At 60.8% G+C, this 18,287-nt stretch carries 14 protein-coding genes and 1 pseudogene; 11 read left to right on the forward strand and 4 right to left on the reverse strand.

Annotation, left to right across the window (positions count from 1 at the left end; genetic code table 11):
- Window positions 1-176 precede the first annotated feature (176 nt).
- Window positions 177-308, forward strand: coding sequence for a hypothetical protein (locus tag ACVWZ1_RS01465; protein WP_457502343.1), 132 nt, complete (start codon window positions 177-179; stop codon window positions 306-308).
- 156 nt (window positions 309-464) lie between these two features.
- Window positions 465-2,111 carry a murein biosynthesis integral membrane protein MurJ gene (murJ, locus tag ACVWZ1_RS01470; protein ID WP_457502344.1) on the forward strand — a complete coding sequence of 549 codons (1,647 nt, stop codon included), beginning with the start codon at window positions 465-467 and terminating at the stop codon, window positions 2,109-2,111.
- Here the strand turns inward: murJ and sigC are convergent.
- Window positions 2,108-3,208 (reverse strand): RNA polymerase sigma factor SigC, encoded by a 1,101-nt coding sequence (sigC, locus tag ACVWZ1_RS01475; RefSeq protein ID WP_457502345.1) that lies wholly within the window; start codon window positions 3,206-3,208, stop codon window positions 2,108-2,110. The two genes, murJ and sigC, sit on opposite strands and share 4 nt — an antisense overlap.
- 605 nt (window positions 3,209-3,813) lie before the next feature.
- On the opposite strand from sigC, the gene ACVWZ1_RS01480 reads away from it, so the two are divergent.
- The gene (locus ACVWZ1_RS01480) at window positions 3,814-4,389 is read left to right on the forward strand and encodes a cofactor assembly of complex C subunit B (protein ID WP_457502346.1); all 576 of its coding nucleotides are present in this window, start codon (window positions 3,814-3,816) and stop codon (window positions 4,387-4,389) included.
- A 2-nt stretch (window positions 4,390-4,391) separates the two neighbouring features.
- Here ACVWZ1_RS01480 and mutS read toward each other — a convergent pair whose 3' ends face one another.
- The gene (mutS, locus tag ACVWZ1_RS01485; protein WP_457502347.1) at window positions 4,392-7,055 is read right to left on the reverse strand and encodes a DNA mismatch repair protein MutS; all 2,664 of its coding nucleotides are present in this window, start codon (window positions 7,053-7,055) and stop codon (window positions 4,392-4,394) included.
- Between the two features lie 466 nt (window positions 7,056-7,521).
- On the opposite strand from mutS, the gene ACVWZ1_RS01490 reads away from it, so the two are divergent.
- From ACVWZ1_RS01490 to ACVWZ1_RS01510, 5 genes are all read left to right on the forward strand, one after another.
- On the forward strand, window positions 7,522-8,565 hold the full coding sequence (locus tag ACVWZ1_RS01490; protein ID WP_457502371.1) for a FecCD family ABC transporter permease: 1,044 nt from the start codon (window positions 7,522-7,524) through the stop codon (window positions 8,563-8,565).
- Window positions 8,562-9,395 (forward strand): ABC transporter ATP-binding protein, encoded by an 834-nt coding sequence (locus ACVWZ1_RS01495; protein ID WP_414408480.1) that lies wholly within the window; start codon window positions 8,562-8,564, stop codon window positions 9,393-9,395. The genes ACVWZ1_RS01490 and ACVWZ1_RS01495 overlap by 4 nt, the downstream gene beginning before the upstream one ends.
- Window positions 9,396-9,464: 69 nt before the next feature.
- Entirely contained in the window at window positions 9,465-11,888 is a 2,424-nt protein-coding gene (locus ACVWZ1_RS01500; protein WP_457502348.1) for a TonB-dependent hemoglobin/transferrin/lactoferrin family receptor, read from the forward strand.
- A 46-nt stretch (window positions 11,889-11,934) separates the two neighbouring features.
- Window positions 11,935-13,254 carry an energy transducer TonB gene (locus ACVWZ1_RS01505; protein WP_457502349.1) on the forward strand — a complete coding sequence of 440 codons (1,320 nt, stop codon included), beginning with the start codon at window positions 11,935-11,937 and terminating at the stop codon, window positions 13,252-13,254.
- Window positions 13,255-13,589: 335 nt separating this feature from the next.
- A complete protein-coding gene (locus tag ACVWZ1_RS01510) occupies window positions 13,590-14,477 on the forward strand; it encodes an ABC transporter substrate-binding protein (RefSeq protein ID WP_011434267.1) in 888 nt (295 codons plus the stop codon).
- A 59-nt stretch (window positions 14,478-14,536) separates the two neighbouring features.
- Here ACVWZ1_RS01510 and ACVWZ1_RS01515 read toward each other — a convergent pair.
- Window positions 14,537-14,720: pseudogene (locus ACVWZ1_RS01515) on the reverse strand (hypothetical protein); the annotation flags it as partial.
- Between the two features lie 55 nt (window positions 14,721-14,775).
- A complete protein-coding gene (locus ACVWZ1_RS01520; protein ID WP_011434266.1) occupies window positions 14,776-15,159 on the reverse strand; it encodes a hypothetical protein in 384 nt (127 codons plus the stop codon).
- 92 nt (window positions 15,160-15,251) lie between these two features.
- On the opposite strand from ACVWZ1_RS01520, the gene rppA reads away from it, so the two are divergent.
- From rppA to ACVWZ1_RS01535, 3 genes are read left to right on the forward strand one after another with little or no spacing between them, the layout of a single operon-like run.
- Window positions 15,252-15,941, forward strand: coding sequence for a two-component system response regulator RppA (gene rppA / locus ACVWZ1_RS01525; RefSeq protein ID WP_414355523.1), 690 nt, complete (start codon window positions 15,252-15,254; stop codon window positions 15,939-15,941).
- 22 nt (window positions 15,942-15,963) lie between these two features.
- Window positions 15,964-17,430, forward strand: coding sequence for a sensor histidine kinase (locus tag ACVWZ1_RS01530; protein WP_414374970.1), 1,467 nt, complete (start codon window positions 15,964-15,966; stop codon window positions 17,428-17,430).
- Window positions 17,431-17,479: 49 nt separating this feature from the next.
- Entirely contained in the window at window positions 17,480-18,172 is a 693-nt protein-coding gene (locus ACVWZ1_RS01535; protein ID WP_457490864.1) for a DNA-binding protein, read from the forward strand.
- Window positions 18,173-18,287: the final 115 nt, after the last annotated feature.

Raw genomic sequence — 18,287 nt, forward strand, 5'->3', positions numbered from 1 at the left:
CATTGCCCATGAGTTTGTGCATCCCTCTGCAGCGATTCAAAGCCGTCAGAATCTGTCCGCTCGGCACCAGGGTTGGGCTCCGTGGCTGTAGCACTGCCTCAGTTTTGGAGCAAGGGCAACAGCAAGGATCCCTGAGGTGCAAGGGATCCCCTCAAGTTTCCTCTCGGAAGCACTTCATGACCTTGGTCGAGGAAACCCATCGGCGGAACCTGCTGCACCGGCTGCAGGAGCGCATCCGTTCTGCTCAAGCCCGTGGGGATGAGCATCTGTTGCAGCACCTGGAACAGGAACGGCAACTGTTGGCCTGACAAGCTCGCTGCCTGCCCAAGGGATCCAGCTAATGCCCGACAATTGCCCAGAAGGGTTCGATATTCCCGATAATGGGAAGCGGCTCCTGGGATTCAAAGAGGGATCCGGGATCAGTTTGTTGTTGAGGCAGTGGTTGGGGTGCAGGACACAAGGTAATGGAGGAGTCTGCCACTCAGGAAGAGATCCCTGGGGGATCTCCTTCAGCAGGGCCATCCCGTTCGTTGATGTCGGTGGCGGGCTTGGTGGCCGGGGCGACCTTGCTCAGTAAGGGCATAGGCTTTATTCGCCAAGCTTTGATTGCAGCAGTGTATGGCTCGGGGCCGGAGTACAGCGCCTTCGGGGTAGCCTACATCCTGCCCGGTTTTCTGTTGATTCTGCTGGGAGGGATCAACGGCCCTTTTCACAGCGCCATCGTCAGTGTCCTCAAAAAGCAGCGGGATCGGGACAGGGAGGATGCGGCTGCCTGGCTGGAATCCATTTCCACCTTGGTAGGCTGCCTGCTCCTGCTGGTCAGCTTGGGCCTTTGGTGGGGAGCGGACTGGGTGGTGCGCCTGAATGCGCCGGGAGCCAGCCCCGAAGTCCATGCTCTGGCCGCTGCGCAACTGCGGATCATGGCCCCTTTGGCCTTGCTCTCGGGGTGGATTGGCATCGGCTTTGGAGCGCTGAATGCTGCCGAACACTACGCCTTGCCTGCCCTTAGCCCGCTGATCTCCAGCTTGGCGGTGATCGGGATCCTGGTCACGCTGGGATGGACGGGGATCCCAACTTTGCTGGCCTGGGGCATGCTCATCGGGGCCATTGCCCAATGGTTGGCCCAAGTTCCGCTCCAGATGCGGTTAGGGCTGGGGCGACCGCGCCTGCGCTTTGAGTGGGGATCCCCGCAGGTACGGGCGGTGGGCTTGCTGATGTTGCCGGCGGTGATCTCCTCCGGGATGATCCACATCAATGTTTATGTGGATCTGTTTTTTGCCTCTTTCGTACCTGGGGATCGCACCATCGGCAACTTGGGATATGCCCAGCTTCTGGTACAAACGCCGCTGGGGATCCTCTCCAACATGGTGCTGGTGCCCTTGATGCCTCTCTATGCCCAGTTGGCAGGGGATGGATCCCGTTGGCCGGAGCTGCGCCAGCGTATCCGCCAAGGGCTGATGCTTACGGCAATTGTGACCCTGCCCCTGTCGATGCTGTTGGTGGCTTTGGCCGAGCCCATTGTCCAAGTGGCCTACCAGCGGGGGCGCTTTACGCCGGAGGTGACACAAGAGGTGGCAGCCCTGCTCATGGCCTATGGTCTGGGGATGACCGGTTACCTGCTGCGGGATGTGCTGGTGCGGATCTTCTATGCCCTGGAGGATGGGGCTACGCCTCTGCGCATCAGCAGCATGGCCATTGGCCTGAATGCCCTACTGGACTTTCTATTTTTGCAGGCTTTTGGAGCGCCGGGCATTGCCTTGGCCACGGCGGGGGTTAATCTGGTGGCGCTGATCGGTTTGGGAATCCGGCTGCACCGGCACCTGCCGGGGATCCCTTGGCAGGAGATGGGACAAGCCCTGCTGCCGTTGCTGGGGATCACCGTCTTGGCCGGGGGGCTCAGCCATTGGCTGTGGAGGCAAATGCGCCCGCTGGAGCTGTTGGGATCCCCGCTCCTCACCGCCGTCATTGGGGCCGGGCTGGCCGCAGGGTTGGGCGTGAGCCTGTTTGCCGCCGGAGCCCTCTACCTGCGGATCCCAGAAGTGGAGTGGGCAGCAGCCCAACTGCGGAAACGGGTAGGACGCTGGGGGAGCCAGTGGGCAAGCCGGAACTAGCTGATAGCTTCCAGGTAATCTCGCACGCGGTTGCGCCGCTTCGGCTGACGCAGCTTCTGCAGGGCTTTGGCCTCAATTTGCCGCACCCGCTCCCGCGACAGATCCAAGGCGCGACCGATTTCCGCCAGCGAATAGGTGCGCCCATCCCCCAAGCCGAAACGCATGCGGATCACATCCCGCTCGCGGCTGGTGAGATCCGAGAGCAACTGCTGTAGATCGCGATGCAGGGCTTCCCGCATCATGGTCTCTTCTGGAGAAATGTCGTCAGTTTCCAGCAAATCCCCCAGTTCGGTGTCCTTGTCTTTGCCCACCTTGGTTTCCAGAGAAACCGAGCGGGGCACCCGTACCAACAGCTCGCGTACTTGAGGCGGCGTCATCTCCAACTCGGAGGCGATGTCTTCGATGGTGGGGGTGCGGCCCTTTTCCTGGGAGAGCTTGCGCTGCGCTTTTTTGATCTTGTTCAGCTTCTCGGTGATGTGAACGGGCAGGCGGATGGTGCGGCTTTGGGTGGCAATGGCGCGGGTAATGCCCTGCCGGATCCACCAGTAGGCGTAGGTGCTGAAGCGGTAGCCCTTTTTCGGGTCGAACTTTTCCACCGCCCGCTCTAGGCCCAGCGTACCCTCTTGGATCAGATCCAACAGCTCCAAGCCGCGGTTTTGGTACTTTTTCGCCACCGACACCACCAGGCGCAGGTTGGCCTTGATCATGTGTTCTTTGGCACGCTTGCCAATCCGCTGAATCTGCTGCAGCTTTTCAGGGGTCAGTTGCGCCCACTCGGGGTACTGGTTGGCCTTGGCCACCCATTCCGCAAGAGTGGGATCCCGTCCCAACTCTTTCTGCAAACGCAGACGCAAATCCAAGAGCTTCATGTAGTCTTGGACTTTTTGGGCCAGGGCCACCTCTTCATCGCGCCCCAACAGAGGAACACGACCGATCTCTTGTAAATAGAGACGCACCAGATCGGTGGAGCGGCGGGTCGGCTCCTCTTCCAGTAGCTCGCCATCGGCCAGATCCACCTCTGCTTCTTCGGCGGCCTCGAGGAGATCGGCGGGGCCATCCAACAAAATGTCGTTGAGTTCAGGTTCGTAGTTAGACATGTAAGGTGTTGCTGATGGAGCGACAGGGGTGGACAGTCCGGTGGGCTGAGAGAGGGATGGTAAACGATGTGGAGCGGGTTAAGCTTAAGTGTTCCCCTTTGCTCAACGCCTTGCGGCATTCGGAGGAAAATCACACATTGGCCTCTTCCTCAACCCAACCTCATGCCCATACCCCACAGAGAAAGGCTAACGTGGCAGTGAAGGGATCACGCAACGGGTAGAGCGTGAGTCCCTTATCATAACTTAATTATAGTTGCATTTCTCATCTCAGAGGCATGAGATCCAGCGTAGGATCCCCCCAGTTCAACTGTCACCGCCACTGCGAAAAAGCGTATTGCCCTCAGGGTGAACCCAGCAGCTCGTCCTTGGGGGAAGTAACCCATCCATCCTAGAGGGTCTAAACTTCAAAGGTAGCGTGTAAATTGCTTTGCCTATTCCAATCTATTCGATTCTATTCGATGAACTGTTCCCATTCACCTATCCCACCCAGCTGTGGGGGAGCCAGACTCCCCGAACAGGTCAACCCCCTTCCTCTGGGCGGACTGGGCTCTGCTCAGGCACTTGGGTTGGCCATAGCCCCGCTGACGGGGGAAAAGGTTTCAACCTTGGCGTTGACGACTCTATTGGCCATCGGTCTATTCTTTTTCCTGCGAGCTTCGGGCAAAGATCGCGTTGAGACTCGCGTCTATCTCAGCAGTCGCAGCCTGGAGGAAATGGGATCCGCTCTACGGGAGCACTTGGAAAGGCGTGGCTATCGTCTCCAGTCCGCCGATGCCGAGGGGATCGCCACCTTTGCAGGGCAAGGTCAGGCTAGCGTGGGGCTGACCTTTTTTTTAACGGGACTGGCGGGGACGGGACTGGCCTGTTTGGCCTTGGTGCTGCAGACCCTTGAGCCGGGGTGGGGCGCTTGGCCTTGGATGTTGGTGCTGGCCTCCCCCTGGGCGGGTTGGTACTACTGGCGGCGCAACCAACGCCCGGAGCAAATCCGCCTGAAACTGCAGGAAGCCGACGAGGACTCTGTCCCGCTCCCCTTCTGTGGACAGCACGGTTCCCCCACAGCACCAACGCGAACGGCCCCTGGATCCCACCTGTGGGTGGAGGGGCATCGGGATGAGCTGGATGGGCTGGCTGCAGCCCTGAGGTTGCAAGAACGGGATCCCGACAGGGGTAGGGGAGCCTAAGGCTAATCGGGAAAGAGAGGCGCTGGGATCAAAGACAGTTGATCCCCAACGGCAGGGTCGGGGATCCCATTGGGAGCGGGCTCTTTTTTGGAGTTCTTTTGGGCGAGGCGGCTTTTTCCTTGGTTGCGCAGGCCCAGGCCGATGCGGCTGTGTTTTTCCACCAAGGCCAGCACCTGTTCGGCCCGCTGGATTACCGGCTGCGGCAGGCCAGCCATGCGCCCCACCTCAATGCCATAGGAGCGATCTGCCCCCCCAGGCTGTACCTGGTGCAAGAAGATGATGCGATCTTGCAATTCCTTGACCACCACCTGAAAGTTGGCCACGTTGGGCAGCAAGGTCTCCAGTTGGTTGAGCTCGTGGTAGTGGGTGGCAAAGACCGTACGGGCGCGCACCTGAGTGGCCAGGTATTCCGCCACCGCCCAGGCAATGGAAAGGCCATCGAAGGTAGCGGTGCCTCGGCCAATCTCGTCCAGCAGCACCAAGGAGCGCTCGCCGGCGTGGTTGAGGATGTTGGCGGTCTCGTTCATTTCCACCATGAAGGTGGACTGGCCGGTAGCCAGATCGTCCACAGCGCCAATGCGGGTAAATACGCGGTCGCAGAGGCCCAACTCTGCCCGCCGCGCGGGGACAAAGCTGCCCATCTGGGCCAGGATTTGGATGAGCCCAATTTGCCGCAGGTAAGTGGACTTGCCGGACATGTTGGGCCCGGTGAGGACGATCAAATCGGGGCCGTGGGGGGATCCCAGTTGCACCGAATTGGGCACGAAGAGGCCCTGGGGCAGGGATTTTTCCACCACCGGGTGGCGACCCTCCTCGATCATGAGCCGGCGGTCTGTTGTGAGGAGGGGACGGGTGTATCCCTGCTGCACGGCCACTTCCGCCAGGCCAAACAGAGCATCGACGGCAGCCAGGGTCTGGGCCACTTGGCGGATGGCTTCGGCCCGGGATCCTGCCTCTTGGCGCAACTGCACAAACAGCTCGTATTCCCGCTGGTTGATGTCGGTTTGGGCTGTGAGGATGCGGGCCTCTTTTTCTTTGAGCTCGGGGGTAATGAACCGCTCTTCGTTGGTCAGGGTTTGCTTGCGGATGTACTCTTTGGGGACTTGGTGGGCCTTGGCGCGGCTGATGCTGAGGTAGTAGCCGAAGGCCTTGTTGAAGCCCACCTTGAGAGTGGGGATCCCAGTGCGGTCGCGCTCGCTTTTTTCCAACTGGGCAACCCACTGGCGGTCTTGCTCCACCTGCTGCCGCAGCCTGTCCAGCTCGGGATCCACGCCGGCTCGGATGAGGCCCCCCTCGGTGAGCACAGGGGGAGGGGAGGGCAGGAGGGTGTGCTCGATGCGTTGGCCCAGCTCAACCAGGGCGGGATCCACCTGTTGCAGGCTTTGCAAGAGGGGAGTCTTGGCTTCCCCCACCAGCTCGGCCAACTGGGGCAGTTTGCCCAAGGAGGATCCCAAGGCCACCATCTCGCGCGGGTTGGCGGTGCCCGATCCGACGCGGTTGGCCAGCCGCTCCAGGTCGTACAGAGAGTCCAGAAGGGATCCCAGGCGGGCCCGCAGAGAAGGGTTTTCCAAAAGCTCTTGGATGGTGTCTTGGCGAAGGCGGATTTGCTCTAGATCCCGCAAAGGCTGCATTAGCCAGCGCCGCAAAGTGCGCCCCCCCATGGCTGTACGGCTGTGATCCAGCACCCAGAGCAGGGATCCCACAAAAGCCCCCTCTCGGATGGTCTGGGTGAGCTCCAAGTTACGCCGGGTTTGGGCATCCAAGATGAGGTAATCCGTCAACTGGTAGGTGCGAGGGGGACGTAGGAGGGGGTGGCCCCCCTGGGGAGAAGGCTGCACCAGGTTCTTTTGCGTCTCCTCCAGGTAGTGCAAGAGCCCTCCCGCCGCCCGAATTGCCAGGGGCAGCCCCTTGCAGCCCAAGCCCTCCAAAGAGCGCAGGCCATAGGTCTGTAGCAAGTTTTCTCGCGCCACCGCCAGCTCAAAGGGCTCCACCGGGCGCAGGGTATAGGTGTACTGGCCGGGCAGGCCCAGGGGAGCTTGGGGATCTCCAGGCCGAATTAAGCCCAGGCCCAGCCCTTCCTCGGTGGGCAGCAGGATCTCCGCCGGCTGCAGCCGGGCCAGCTCCTGTTCTAGCTGCTCTTGCCCCTCGCTCTGGCAGACCCAGAACTCGCCGGTAGAAATGTCGGCGTAAGCCAGGCCCCAGGGGGTTTGCTTGGAGCCTCTCAGGCGGACCACGGCGGCCAAGTAGTTGTTTTGCCGTGCCTGCAGCAGCTCCTCTTCGATGACCGTGCCGGGGGTGATGACCCGCGTCACTTCCCGCCGCACCAAGCCCTTGGCCTGATCTGCCGGCTCCATCTGGTCGCAGACGGCCAGGGCATAGCCTTTGGCCACCAACTGGGCAGCGTAGCGGTCGAAAGCATGGTAAGGGATCCCGCACATGGGCACCCGCCCTATGGCCCCTGCTTCCCGCCCGGTGAGCACCAGCTCCAGCTCCCGCGACACCCGCTGGGCGTCCTGGAAGAACATCTCGTAGAAATCCCCCAGGCGGTAGAGCAAGATGGCGTGGGGATACTGCCGCTTCAGCTCCACATAGTGCTGCATCATGGGGGTGAGCAGGGCGGGATCCACCTCTAAGGCATCCCAAGTAGGCTCGGCGGAAGAACTCATGGCATCAAAACGTGGGCAAGCAATGGGCTGAAGGTTCGGAGTCTAGCCAACTCGGGCCGACCAGCTTGGGCCATTCTAGATCCAGGTCTAGATGAAGTTTGAGACGTTTCCCCAGCCCTTCTCCCCTGATTCCCATTTCGCGGTTGGTTGCCATGACCTCGCTCAGGGTAGTTGGATCCCCCCTGAGGTAAGGCCGAGTGGCTGGGCAGAGGCGCTGCCCGGTCTTGTCCAAAAGCCCTGAAGCGCAAGAGGGAGAAATTTAGGCACAAGCTATTGAAACTGACTTGCAACATCCAAGAAGCCTTGCTATTCTAGCGACTACGTTTTGTTGAGTTTGACTTTCAATAAAGCTCGGGAGGGAGGCCTGGCCAACTTGGCTGAGTTTTCCATCCCGCCCTTGCGGGCGGAGGGGGTTTCTTGGCCTCAGAAGGCTCTCTTCCTGGGCAAAGCTCGAGAGGTTTTCCCGGTGCTGGTCGATCGCGAGTGTCCGTATACAGAGGTTGAGGGGGGCGGAGGCTGGGGGCAAAGAAAGCGGCTGCTCTCGCCAATCGGTTTGACCTGTTTGCTATTGAGTTTCATTTTCCTAGTACTTTTGGTCTCGATTGCTTTGGGATCCGTTCCCATGACTTTCCCAGAACTCTGGCAAGCCCTGTGGGGGCAGGGGGATCCCATTCGGCAGACGATTGTTTGGCAGTTGCGGCTGCCGCGGGCGCTCTTGGCCCAGTTGCTGGGGGCGGCTCTGGGGATGGCAGGGGCCCTGTTGCAGGGGATGCTGGGCAATGGGCTGGCGGATCCCTACCTGCTGGGCATTTCGGCGGGGGCGGGCCTGGCGGCGGTGGGGTTGCTCACCTTGGGAGAGTGGACGGCTTGGGTGCCCCTGGCCGCTTGGGTGGGCGGGGTGCTGACTACCGTGTTGGTGTACGGGTTGGCGCGTACTCCCTCGGGACTGGCGGTGGAGCGGCTGATCTTGGCGGGGGTGGCCGTCAGCGCCCTGTTTGGGGCCATTAGCTCCACCTTGTTGTTGATGGCAGATGACCGGGTGCAGGTGGCTCTCACCTGGTTGATCGGCAGCTTGAGCGGGCGGGGCTGGCCAGAGGTGCAGGTGGCCGGGGCGTATATCCTGGTCGGCTTGGGATTGGGATGGGGGCAGGCGCGGGCTTTAAACCTGCTGAGCTTGGGGGAAGAGATGGCGGTGAGCTTGGGGATCCCTCTGGCGCGGACGCGGGTGGTGATTGGTCTGGTGGCGGCTTGGCTGGCGGCAACCGCTGTCAGTGTGGGGGGGGTGATCGGCTTTGTCGGTTTGGTGGTGCCCCACATGGTGCGGCAGGGGGTGGGATCCGATTACCGCTGGCTGTTGCCCCTTTCTGCCTTGGCAGGGGCGACCCTGCTGAGCGGTGCCGACATCCTGAGCCGTTTGGGCCCGATAGAGCTGCCGGTGGGGATTGTCACCGCTGTGATGGGGGCTCCCTTTTTCGGCTGGCTGCTGCGGCAGCAGGGGGCGGGGCGATGAGAGAGCCCATCCTGCAGGTCGAGGACTTGAGCGGGGGCTACGGATCCCGGACGGTGGTGCGACAGGTGAGCTTCAGCGTGCAACAGGGGGAATGGCTGAGCATTGTCGGCCCCAATGGTTCGGGCAAATCGACGGTGCTGCGGCTGTTGAGTCGGGTTCTGATTCCCCAAGCTGGGCGCGTGTACCTGGACGGTCGGGATCTGCACACTCAACTCACTCCCCAGCAGGTGGCCCGGCAGTTGGCTCTTTTGCCCCAGCAGCCGAGGATCCCGGCAGGGCTGACGGTGCGGCAATTGGTGAGTCTGGGGCGTTCTCCCCACCAGCCCTGGTGGGCGTGGCAGTTGACGCCGGCGGATCGGCAGCGGGTGGAGTGGGCTCTGGAGCAAGCAGGACTGGGATCCCTGGCGCTGCGGCGGGTGGAAACCCTTTCGGGGGGCGAGCGGCAACGGGCTTTTCTGGCGTTGGCTTTGGTGCAGGAGCCGCAGGTGTTGCTGTTGGATGAGCCCACCACCTTTTTGGATCTGCGCCACCAACTGGAGCTGCTGGAGCTGTTGCAACGGCTGAAGCAGGAGCAGGGCCTGACGGTAGTTACGGTGCTGCACGACCTGAATTTGGCCATTCGCTACAGCGAGCAGATTGCCTTGCTGGGATCCGGCCAGATGCAGGCCCTGGGGTCTCCCTTGGCGGTGTTGACCCCCAGCCGGGTGCGACAGGTGTTTGGCCTGGAGGTGGAGTGGATCTCGACTCCGGTAGGGCCACAGCTTTGCCCCCTGCGCAGCACAGCTCCAGCGGCAGCAAGGCTCCTCTCCCTGCCGGTGTCAGGGTGCTGAGGGAGGGTTTGTCCAGTTTGGAGTGAGTTTTTCCTGGGGTGGATTTGAGGAGTCTGAGAGGTTATGCGCATGAACGGTCGTTGGTGGCGGGTGGTGAGTTTGGGGTTGAGTTTGGGAGTGGGCTGGGGATCCCTGTCCCAGGCTCAGCCCAATGCCCGGATCCCTGATTCGACAACTCCGCCGCTGTTGGCCCAGGCCACCCCTGCACCGACCACCTTGCAAGAGCAGATTAGGGAGCTAGAGGCGCAAATAGAGGCTGCTCGCCGGCGGGGGGATCAGGCAGAGGTGGAGCGGCTACAGGCCGAGCTTCGGGCTCTCCAGCAGGAAGGCACGCCGATCTTTAACCTGCAACAGGTCACCGTAACCGGTACTCGCACCGAGCGCACCCTAGCCGACTCGCCTGCCAGCATTACCGTCATCGACCGGGAGCGGTTGCGGCGGGAGCTGGTTCAAAACATTCAGGATCTGGTGCGCTACGAGCCGGGGGTGAGCGTGCGGCGCAGCGTTCGCTACGGCCTGCAGGACTTCAACATCCGCGGCCTCGACGCCAACCGGGTGTTGATCCAGGTGGATGGGATCCGCCAGCCGGAGCGATTTTCCTTCGGCCCCTTCACCATTGGCCGGGATACCTTTGAGCTGGAGGCCTTGAAAACTGTAGAAATTATCCGCGGCCCCGCCTCCACCCTCTACGGCAGCGACGCGCTGGGGGGTGTGGTGACCTATACCACTCTGGATCCAGCCGATCTGCTGGGGGAACGGGACAGCCATGTGGGCCTGTCCAGCCAGTACGACAGCAAAAACCAAGGGTACGTCAACACCCTCAGCTTGGCGGGTCGGCAGGATAACTTAGAGGCCCTGCTCATCTACACTCGCCGCGACGCCAGAGAGCCGGATATTAAAGCGGATCCCAGTTTCAAGGATCGGCAGACGGTGGAGGGAGACAATGTTCTGGCCAAGCTGGTCTATCGCTTCAGTCCCTTTGACAGCCTCACCCTGACGGCGGAATACTTCAACAACCGCACCACCACCACCTTTTCGCCCCGCAACCTGGATCCCGGCATCCGCTTTTTCAGGGAGACCATTGAGACCGAGCGCAGCCGCCTCAGTTTGGAATATCGCTACGCCAACCCCGATACCCCCGCTTTTGAGCTGGCCACCGTCCAGATCTACTACCAGCCGGCCCGCACCCAGGAGCCCAGCGTGGAAGAACGCACCCTCACGGTACAAGGTCGGCCCGTGCCTGTGCGTCGGGATACCTTCAACGAGCTGGTCAGCAACATTCTGGGAGCCAGCGTACAGGCCCAGAGCCGCTTCCAAACCGGGGATCTCTCCCACCGCTTGGTGTATGGAATGGAGATCTCCACCACCCGCAACGAACGTCCCCGCAACCGCTTCCAAACCAACCTGCTGACCGGGGCAGTCACCCAAAACATCCCCCCGGACACTTTTCCCACCAAAGATTTTCCCGACTCCGATACCGTGCGCTTTGGGCTGTATTTGCAAGATGAGATCGACTTTGGGGGCGGCAACTTTACCCTCATCCCCGGCATCCGCTACGACACCTACCGCCTCACCCCCAGCCCTGACGAAGCCTTCTTGAAAAGTGGGGCAGAAGCCGCCAGCCTGTTTGCCGATGCCATTTCTCCCAAGGTGGGCCTGGTGTGGAGGATTAATCCCAACCTCACCTTTACGGCCCAGTACAACACCGGTTTTCGGGCCCCTCAGTACAACGAAATCAACAGCGGCTTCACCAACCTGGTCAGCCCCTTCTTCCGCTACCGCACCCTTTCCAATCCCAACTTGCGACCGGAAACCAGCCAAGGCTTTGAAGTGGGGTTGCGGGGGATCTACCCCCAGGCCAGCTTTAGCTTGGCCGCCTACTACAACACCTACAACGACTTTATCGAGGCTTTCCGGGAGGTGGGATCCGAGCCTTCACCCCCCGGCCCGCCAGGGAGCCCGCCACCTCCACCGGTGACTCTCTTTCAGAGCCAGAACGTCAGTCGGGCCCGCATCTATGGTGTAGAAGCCACCGGGCAGTACTTCTTCAGCCCCGATTTGACCGGCTGGAGCCTCAATGGCAGCTTTGCCTGGGCGGTGGGGGACAACCTCACCGAAAACAAACCCCTCCTTTCCATTGAGCCACTGACGGCAGTACTGGGACTGCACTACGACGATCCCAGCCAGATCTGGGGAGCCAGGTTGGTGGCCACGCTGGTGGCGGATCCCCGCGACCCGCAACGGGAGGTAGTGCAACCGAACCCCAACGCTCCACCTCAAATTCCGTTTGTGCCCAAGGGCTACACCGTGGTGGATCTGCTGGGCTACTACAACCTGGACGACAACTGGCAATTGAATTTCGGGGTGTTCAATCTCTTTGATGAAAAGTATTTTCTCTACTCCGAAACCCGCTCTCTCTTTGTCGGCCCTGAAGTGGAACGGCGGGCCCAGCCGGGACGGCATGCTGCGCTCAGTTTTTCCACCCGGTTTTAGGGGCCAAGACCTGAGGCCGTGTTTACTCTGGATCCTGCTCTAACCGATGCTTGCCGAGCCACCTGCCCGCACCCCCAAGGGATCCCTCTCTCTTCTTCGGAAGTCCTGTCCCCAGCTTTTGTGGCGACTGCAGGGGTGGTATTGGCAGCAGGCGGGCATGGCCTGGGAGGCGGGGCTGGCTTGGTTGGCGTTGTGGGTTTGGGCTGGCGCAAGAGAGAGCGGCTGGCTGGAGTGTGCCGAGGAGCTGCTGCAAGAGGCTTGGGTGGCCGGCTATAGCTGGGCTGCCCTCTGGACAGCTTGCCAGGAGGGGGAAGATCCGCCGGGGACCGTCCTCCACCTGCGAGCCAGGGATCCCCGACCGCTGCGCCGGGAGGGGTTGATTTCCCTCCTCTTGCACCTGATGGCGCTGCTGGGGCTGGCTTGGTGGGGATCCCGGCCTTTATCAGACGCAGAACTCCGGATCCCAGTCACGCTTTTGCTGGAGGATCCCGAGCCACAGTTGCTCGAACCGGATTCAGAATCCATAGAATCTCTCCCACCAGAGCCAACAGCAGAGCCGCCCGGCCCGGCCCCGGAATCGCCCCCTGCAGACGATCTATCCCCACCGGAGCCTGTGCCCCAAGAGATCGAGATGCCAGCCATCCCGGAGGCTGAATCTTTGCTGGCCCTGCAAACTCCGACCCCTACGCCTCCACCGACCCCTACACCCATTCCCACGGCAAAGCCAGAACCCACCCCTACTCCTCCACTGACCCCATTACCGACAGCTACCCCGCAACCCACTCCTCCGCCACAACAGCCCACCCCAACTCCGGCGGTTACCCCCACCTCTACAGCGACTCCACTCACCTCCGCCCCGGTTACCTCAAGCACCCCTCTGCCCCGCTTTACCCCCTTGATCCAAGGGATCCGTTCCAGCGTAAAGACTGCCGCCGCTCCGCCTTCCCCCGGCAGCGAGAGCAGATTGGGGCCAAGGGATCCTGAAACTGGGACACCTGGCGGTATAGGTGCAGCCCAACCCCATTCCTCTGCCCCAACACCTGCCACCCCCAGTTCCTCCCCACCGACAGTGGCTGCCAACCCCCAGCCGGACATCTTGGCCCGCCCGATCCCCGGTCGCAATCCTCCGCCCCCCTACCCTCCTCAAGCTCGCCGTCTCGGCCAACAGGGGCAGGTGCTGCTGCGGGCCAAGGTCAATGCCCAGGGGCAGGTGCAGCAGGTGGAGATCGCCTCTTCCAGTGGGTTTCCCGCCCTGGATAGGGCAGCGCAGGAGGCGGTGCAGCGGTGGGAATTCAGCCCGGCCTTGAGAAACAACGCCCCCATCGAGTCTTGGGTGGTGGTGCCCATCCAGTTCACCCTCAATTGATTGCTGTTTGGGAATTGTTTTGGAGCATGACTCTAGTCAATAATAAGCTCAACTATACTGAAAATAATGTATAATATGTTCAGTACGGATTACTACCAGTTGATCTTTCTGTTTACTTTCGAGTCTGCCAACATGGTAGCCAAAGCAAAGCAGAAAATTGGTAGTAAGACGACACGGAAACTGCGCTTTGGGTATTCTACTCAAAGCTTTGCGGGATACCGCCATTCTGTTCGGACTCCGTCCCGCTGACGCGAATGGAAACAAACAGAATGCTATCGCTGCATAGTTGAACAGTGATGTTCAGCAGTGTTCAGCGTAAATGTATCAGATTGTCTATGCTGTCTCGTCTTTCTCGCCGTCAACTGTTCGCCTTTGGTCTGGCCAGCGTGGGGGCCTGGGGAATGGGGCGTTTGGCCCAAGCCCAAGGTCGGATCCCTCAGGAGCCACTCCTGTCAGCGAGACAGAGTCCTTTTCGTCGGGTAGCCAGCCTCACCACCTTGACTGCCGATATCCTCTATCGCTTGGCCCCCGATAGGTTGGTGGGGATCCCTGCCGGTCGTTTGTTGGAGGAGGATCCCCGCTTCCAAGGCTTGACCCGCCTGGGGCTGGGCAACCAACCCAACCTGGAGCAGCTTGTGGCCCTACAACCGGACTGGGTGGTGGGGGCCAGTGGCTTTCACGAGGCTCTGGCAGAACGGCTGCAGGAGCTGGGGATCCCCACCTACCTCACCCGCGTGGACAGTTGGGCTGCTTTGGAAGAGACGATTGCCACCCTGGCTGCTGCTTTGGGGGCGGATCCCGATCCCTTGCTGCGGCAGTATGGATCCCTTTTGCCCCAGGAACTGCCCCGCGTTCGACCCAAAACCTTGCTCTTGGTGGGCACCCAGCCGATTCTTTCTCCCAACCGGCAAAGCTGGGCCGGGGATCTGCTGGAACGCTTTGGCGCGGACAATCTCACCGCTACCTTGCAAAGCCAAGGGCCTTTTCGGGGCTACGTCACCCTTTCGGCAGAGCGCATCCTGGAAGCCAACCCAGAAGTTCTGCTGGTGGTCAACCCGGAGGCGGCGGATCCCTTGGCGTTTTTCCGTTCCCGCCCCTTTTGGAATCGGTTGCAAGCCGTCCAAACTGGGAAAGTTTATGGATTTGACTACTACGGCTTGGTCAATCCCGGTAGCTTGGAGAAAATTAGAGTTGCCTGCGAGCAGTTAGCCCGCATTTTTTGAACGGACTTGGAGTGTCTCTGATACATTTACGCTGAACACTGCTGAACATCACTGTTCAACTATGCAGCGATAGCATTCTGTTTGTTTCCAAACAGAATGGCGGTATCCCGCAAAGCTTTGAGTAGAATACCCAAAGCGCAGTTTCCGTGTCGTCTTACTACCAATTTTCTGCTTTGCTTTGGCTACCATGTTGGCAGACTCGAAAGTAAACAGAAAGATCAACTGGTAGTAATCCGTACTGAACATATTATACATTATTTTCAGTATAGTTGAGCTTATTATTGACTAGAGTCATGCTCTAGTCCAAGCTATAGCGGGTCAGGCGCTGCACTTGCTCGGGAGCAAGGCCAAGCTCTTGGGCAATCTGAGCCGACACCTGGTCTGGATCCAGTTGTGGAAATTCAAATTCCAGCTTGCGCAGGTGGGGATTGGTGGTAGTCACCTCCACCTTGGTGTAGCCACGGGAGCGGCGGATCTCCGCCTGAATGGAAAGAATATCCAGAGCCAAGGTGGCTTGTTGCTGGCTGCGAATCGCCAAAGGTTGCTCTAGCCGGCGAGGACGGCTCAGCGCTTGGCCCGTCACCCACTCTCCCCCCGCCACAAAAAGAAGCCCTGCCAAGGGCAGCACCAGCCAAAAATCAAACCCTAGATCTTGCCACCGATGGATTTTGGGCCACCCCACCGTTGTCCTCTCCCTTGCAGAGGGCTATTTCCGTGATCCATCCTAGCCTGGGCAGTGGGAACTGGCCGTCTTGGTCAACGGCGCACAGGACGATGCGAATTTTGCTGGTGGAGGACGACCCGGAACAGTTGGAGCCTTTACAGGCTGCCCTGTCCAAGTGCGGCCACGTGGTTGACTGTGCCAAGGAAGGGGAGATGGCTGCCTGGCTGATGGAGGAGAAAGCCTATGATCTCCTGATTTTGGATTGGATGCTGCCGGGGCCAAGTGGGATCCAGCTCTGTCGGCAATACCGCCAATCGGGGGGATGTGCGCCGGTGCTGATGTTAACTGCCAAAGACGCAACATCGGATGTGGTGCAGGGGTTGGATGCGGGGGCGGACGACTATTTGGTCAAGCCGGTGGATCTGGTGGAGCTGCTGGCACGGGTGCGGGCTTTGGGACGCCGTTCCCCCCAATGGCAAGGAGACAGCCTCAGCCTGGGATCCCTGCACTTGCACTTGGCCAGCCTGACCCTAGAGCGGCAGGGGAGGCAGGTACAGCTTTCGGGCAAGGAGTTTCAATTGATGGAATACCTGATGCGCCATCCCAACCAGGTGCTCAGTCGGGGCCAGATCGAGCAGGCGGTGTGGGAATGGGGCTGTGAGCCGGAGAGCAATGCCGTGGCTGCGTTGGTGCGGCGGTTGCGGCTACGGTTAAAAGAGGTGGAGGCCCAAGATTGGCTGGAATCGGTGTATGGCCAGGGGTACCGGCTGCGCATAGCCTCTCCAGAAGAGAACCCATGAAAGCAGTTTCTAGGGGGTGGCGATGGAGGTGAAAAGAGCTGAACACAAGCATTCTCTCCCATGGCTGGGCTGGAACTGGGTTTCCCTGGCACACCCCCTTCAGCCGCACCTGGGGCAGAAGGCTGCGACAAGAGGGACGGGATCCCTGGTGTTTCACCACAGCCGCCGTCGCTTGGCCCGCAGCTTTGCCGGGGTCATGGGGGGGATCCTGCTGGTGTTTGCCGCCGTCTTCTACCGCTTGGAAGTGGAGAACCAGTTGCAGGCTTTTGACGAGGAGCTGCAGGTTCAGGCCGGGATCATGGCGGCAGCCATTAAGTACGAGCTGCGCCAGGGGCAGTGGCGGTTGGTGTTGAACGAGGTGCCCTTTTTGGGGGGGAAAACCCAACCCCTCGACCATCACTTGGCCTATGTGCGCTGGTTCGATCCTGCTCCCGGCACCGGAAGGGAAAGCTTGGGATCCCTGCGCCAGTACACGGGATCCCGGCCTCCTCTGGAGCTGTTTGACTTGGATGGCCCGCCTCACCATCTCCAACTGGGTTTCCAAACGGTGGAAGGAGAGAGCGGCTTACTGTTGCGCCAGCTCACGCTGCCGGTGCAGCAGGAGGAAAAGCTACTGGGCTACTTGCAACTGGCGGTGCCCCTGGAACCGCTGCAACTTACCCTGGGTCGCTTGCGCTGGGGGTTGGGGATCGGGATCCCGCTGACGCTGGCGTTGATCGGCGGGGCCGGCTGGATCTTGGGGGGGCTGGCGATGCAGCCGATTCGTCGCTCCTACGAGCAGTTGCAACGCTTCACTGCCGATGCTTCCCACGAGTTGCGCGCCCCCCTGGCCGCCCTGATGAGCAATGCTCAAATGGCTCTGCTGGCCCCGGAACAAGCTCAACCTCGCCTGGAAAAGGTGGTGAGCGGTGCCCGCCGCCTCAGCGTGCTGATCGATACCTTGCTGCAGTTGGCCCGCCAGCAGGGATCCCTGCCCCTGGAGGATCTGCCGCTTCTGAATTTGCGAGCGCTGTTGCAGGAGCTGAGCGAGCAATACCGCCCCCAAGCTGAGGCCCTTGGCCTTCACTGGCAATGCCACCTGCCTGAGACGGATCTTTCTGGGGGTTGGCTTGTGCGGGGGAACGCTGCCCTGCTGCGGCAGGCCATCGAGAACCTACTGCGCAATGCCCTGCAGTACACCCCTGCAGGCGGCACAGTGCAGGTGAGCCTGGAAAGCCAGCGCCAGCGCGCTTACCTCCACGTCAAGGATACAGGCATTGGCATTCCCCCCGAGCATCTGCCCCATCTGTTTGAGCGGTTTTACCGGGTGGATGAAACCCGTGCTCGCCATACGGGTGGGTTCGGTCTGGGCCTGGCCTTGGCCCAGCAGATCGTCACCGCCCATCGGGGATCCCTGCGAGTGGCCAGCCAAGTGGGAGAGGGATCGATATTTACGGTAGAGCTGCCCTTGTCATCTTCACGTCATTTTTCTCCGCCATTCTCAAGATGAGCCGCGATAACCCAAACCGGCTTGTTCTGTCGATTGGAGTCTATGACCAATGACGATTCGTTCCTCTTTTGCTCGCGCTCTGGGTTGTTCTCTGCCGATTTTGGTTCTGCTCACCCCCCTGGTGCTGGGATCCCCGGCGCAAGCCCAGCGGGGCAGACGCTCTGCTCCTGAAGCCACAGCTCCCCTTCAGGTACAGCCAACTTGGCAGCGCCCGCGGGATCTTGAGCGAGCCAGCCGCGATCTGGCTAAGGCGCAGCGACACCTGGCCGAAGCCAGCTTCCTCTCTCAGCGGGGGTCTTCCCCAGAGGCTGCCCGCCTTTTGGAACACGGCCAGGAGAGTTTCACCAACGCCCAAGCCTCACTTGAGGCGGGGAACTTCTTCGCCGCCCGCGAGCAGGCCAAAGCAGCGGAAAACTTAGCCAAAGCAGCCAAAGTTCTCTACGAAGCGGAGCTGGGTTTCATGGGCCGCCCTGGCCGTTCCTTCTTCGAGGCCCCTTTCCGGGCTCAGGAGTACCTCAGCCGGCTGCAAGCGGAGATGGCCTTCGCCAACATCAACTCCGGCAGCGTCTCTGACCTGCAGAATCAAGTGCAGAACCTGTTGGGCGACGTAAGTACGGATCCCAGCAGCTACACCTTCGCCGACTACAGCCGTAGCAAAGCTGCCCGCTACTCCGCCCGCGCTGCCCTACACCTGTTGGCGGCTGAGCGCCTCGGGGGGATGACTACCCTGACCAGGCGCTGATCTGGCCTACCCGGAACTGGGGATAGAGGGGATCCCTGCTGGCTGAGTCTTCGGGGTTAACCCCTCTACCTTCTCTGGCCCCTGCTGCAGTTGGGTTAAAGTGAAAGCCCCCAAA

It is taken from the genome of Thermostichus sp. MS-CIW-25 (assembly GCF_054060015.1).

Excerpts from the sequence above, each read along its gene's own strand:
- ACVWZ1_RS01465 (WP_457502343.1), top strand. The coding sequence starts at position 177 with ATGACCTTGGTCGAGGAAACCCATCGGCGGAACCTGCTGCACCGGCTG.
- murJ (WP_457502344.1), top strand. The coding sequence starts at position 465 with ATGGAGGAGTCTGCCACTCAGGAAGAGATCCCTGGGGGATCTCCTTCA.
- sigC (WP_457502345.1), bottom strand. The coding sequence starts at position 3,208 with ATGTCTAACTACGAACCTGAACTCAACGACATTTTGTTGGATGGCCCC.
- mutS (WP_457502347.1), bottom strand. The coding sequence starts at position 7,055 with ATGAGTTCTTCCGCCGAGCCTACTTGGGATGCCTTAGAGGTGGATCCC.
- ACVWZ1_RS01495 (WP_414408480.1), top strand. The coding sequence starts at position 8,562 with ATGAGAGAGCCCATCCTGCAGGTCGAGGACTTGAGCGGGGGCTACGGA.
- ACVWZ1_RS01500 (WP_457502348.1), top strand. The coding sequence starts at position 9,465 with ATGAACGGTCGTTGGTGGCGGGTGGTGAGTTTGGGGTTGAGTTTGGGA.
- ACVWZ1_RS01505 (WP_457502349.1), top strand. The coding sequence starts at position 11,935 with ATGCTTGCCGAGCCACCTGCCCGCACCCCCAAGGGATCCCTCTCTCTT.
- ACVWZ1_RS01510 (WP_011434267.1), top strand. The coding sequence starts at position 13,590 with ATGCTGTCTCGTCTTTCTCGCCGTCAACTGTTCGCCTTTGGTCTGGCC.
- rppA (WP_414355523.1), top strand. The coding sequence starts at position 15,252 with ATGCGAATTTTGCTGGTGGAGGACGACCCGGAACAGTTGGAGCCTTTA.
- ACVWZ1_RS01530 (WP_414374970.1), top strand. The coding sequence starts at position 15,964 with ATGGAGGTGAAAAGAGCTGAACACAAGCATTCTCTCCCATGGCTGGGC.
- ACVWZ1_RS01535 (WP_457490864.1), top strand. The coding sequence starts at position 17,480 with ATGACGATTCGTTCCTCTTTTGCTCGCGCTCTGGGTTGTTCTCTGCCG.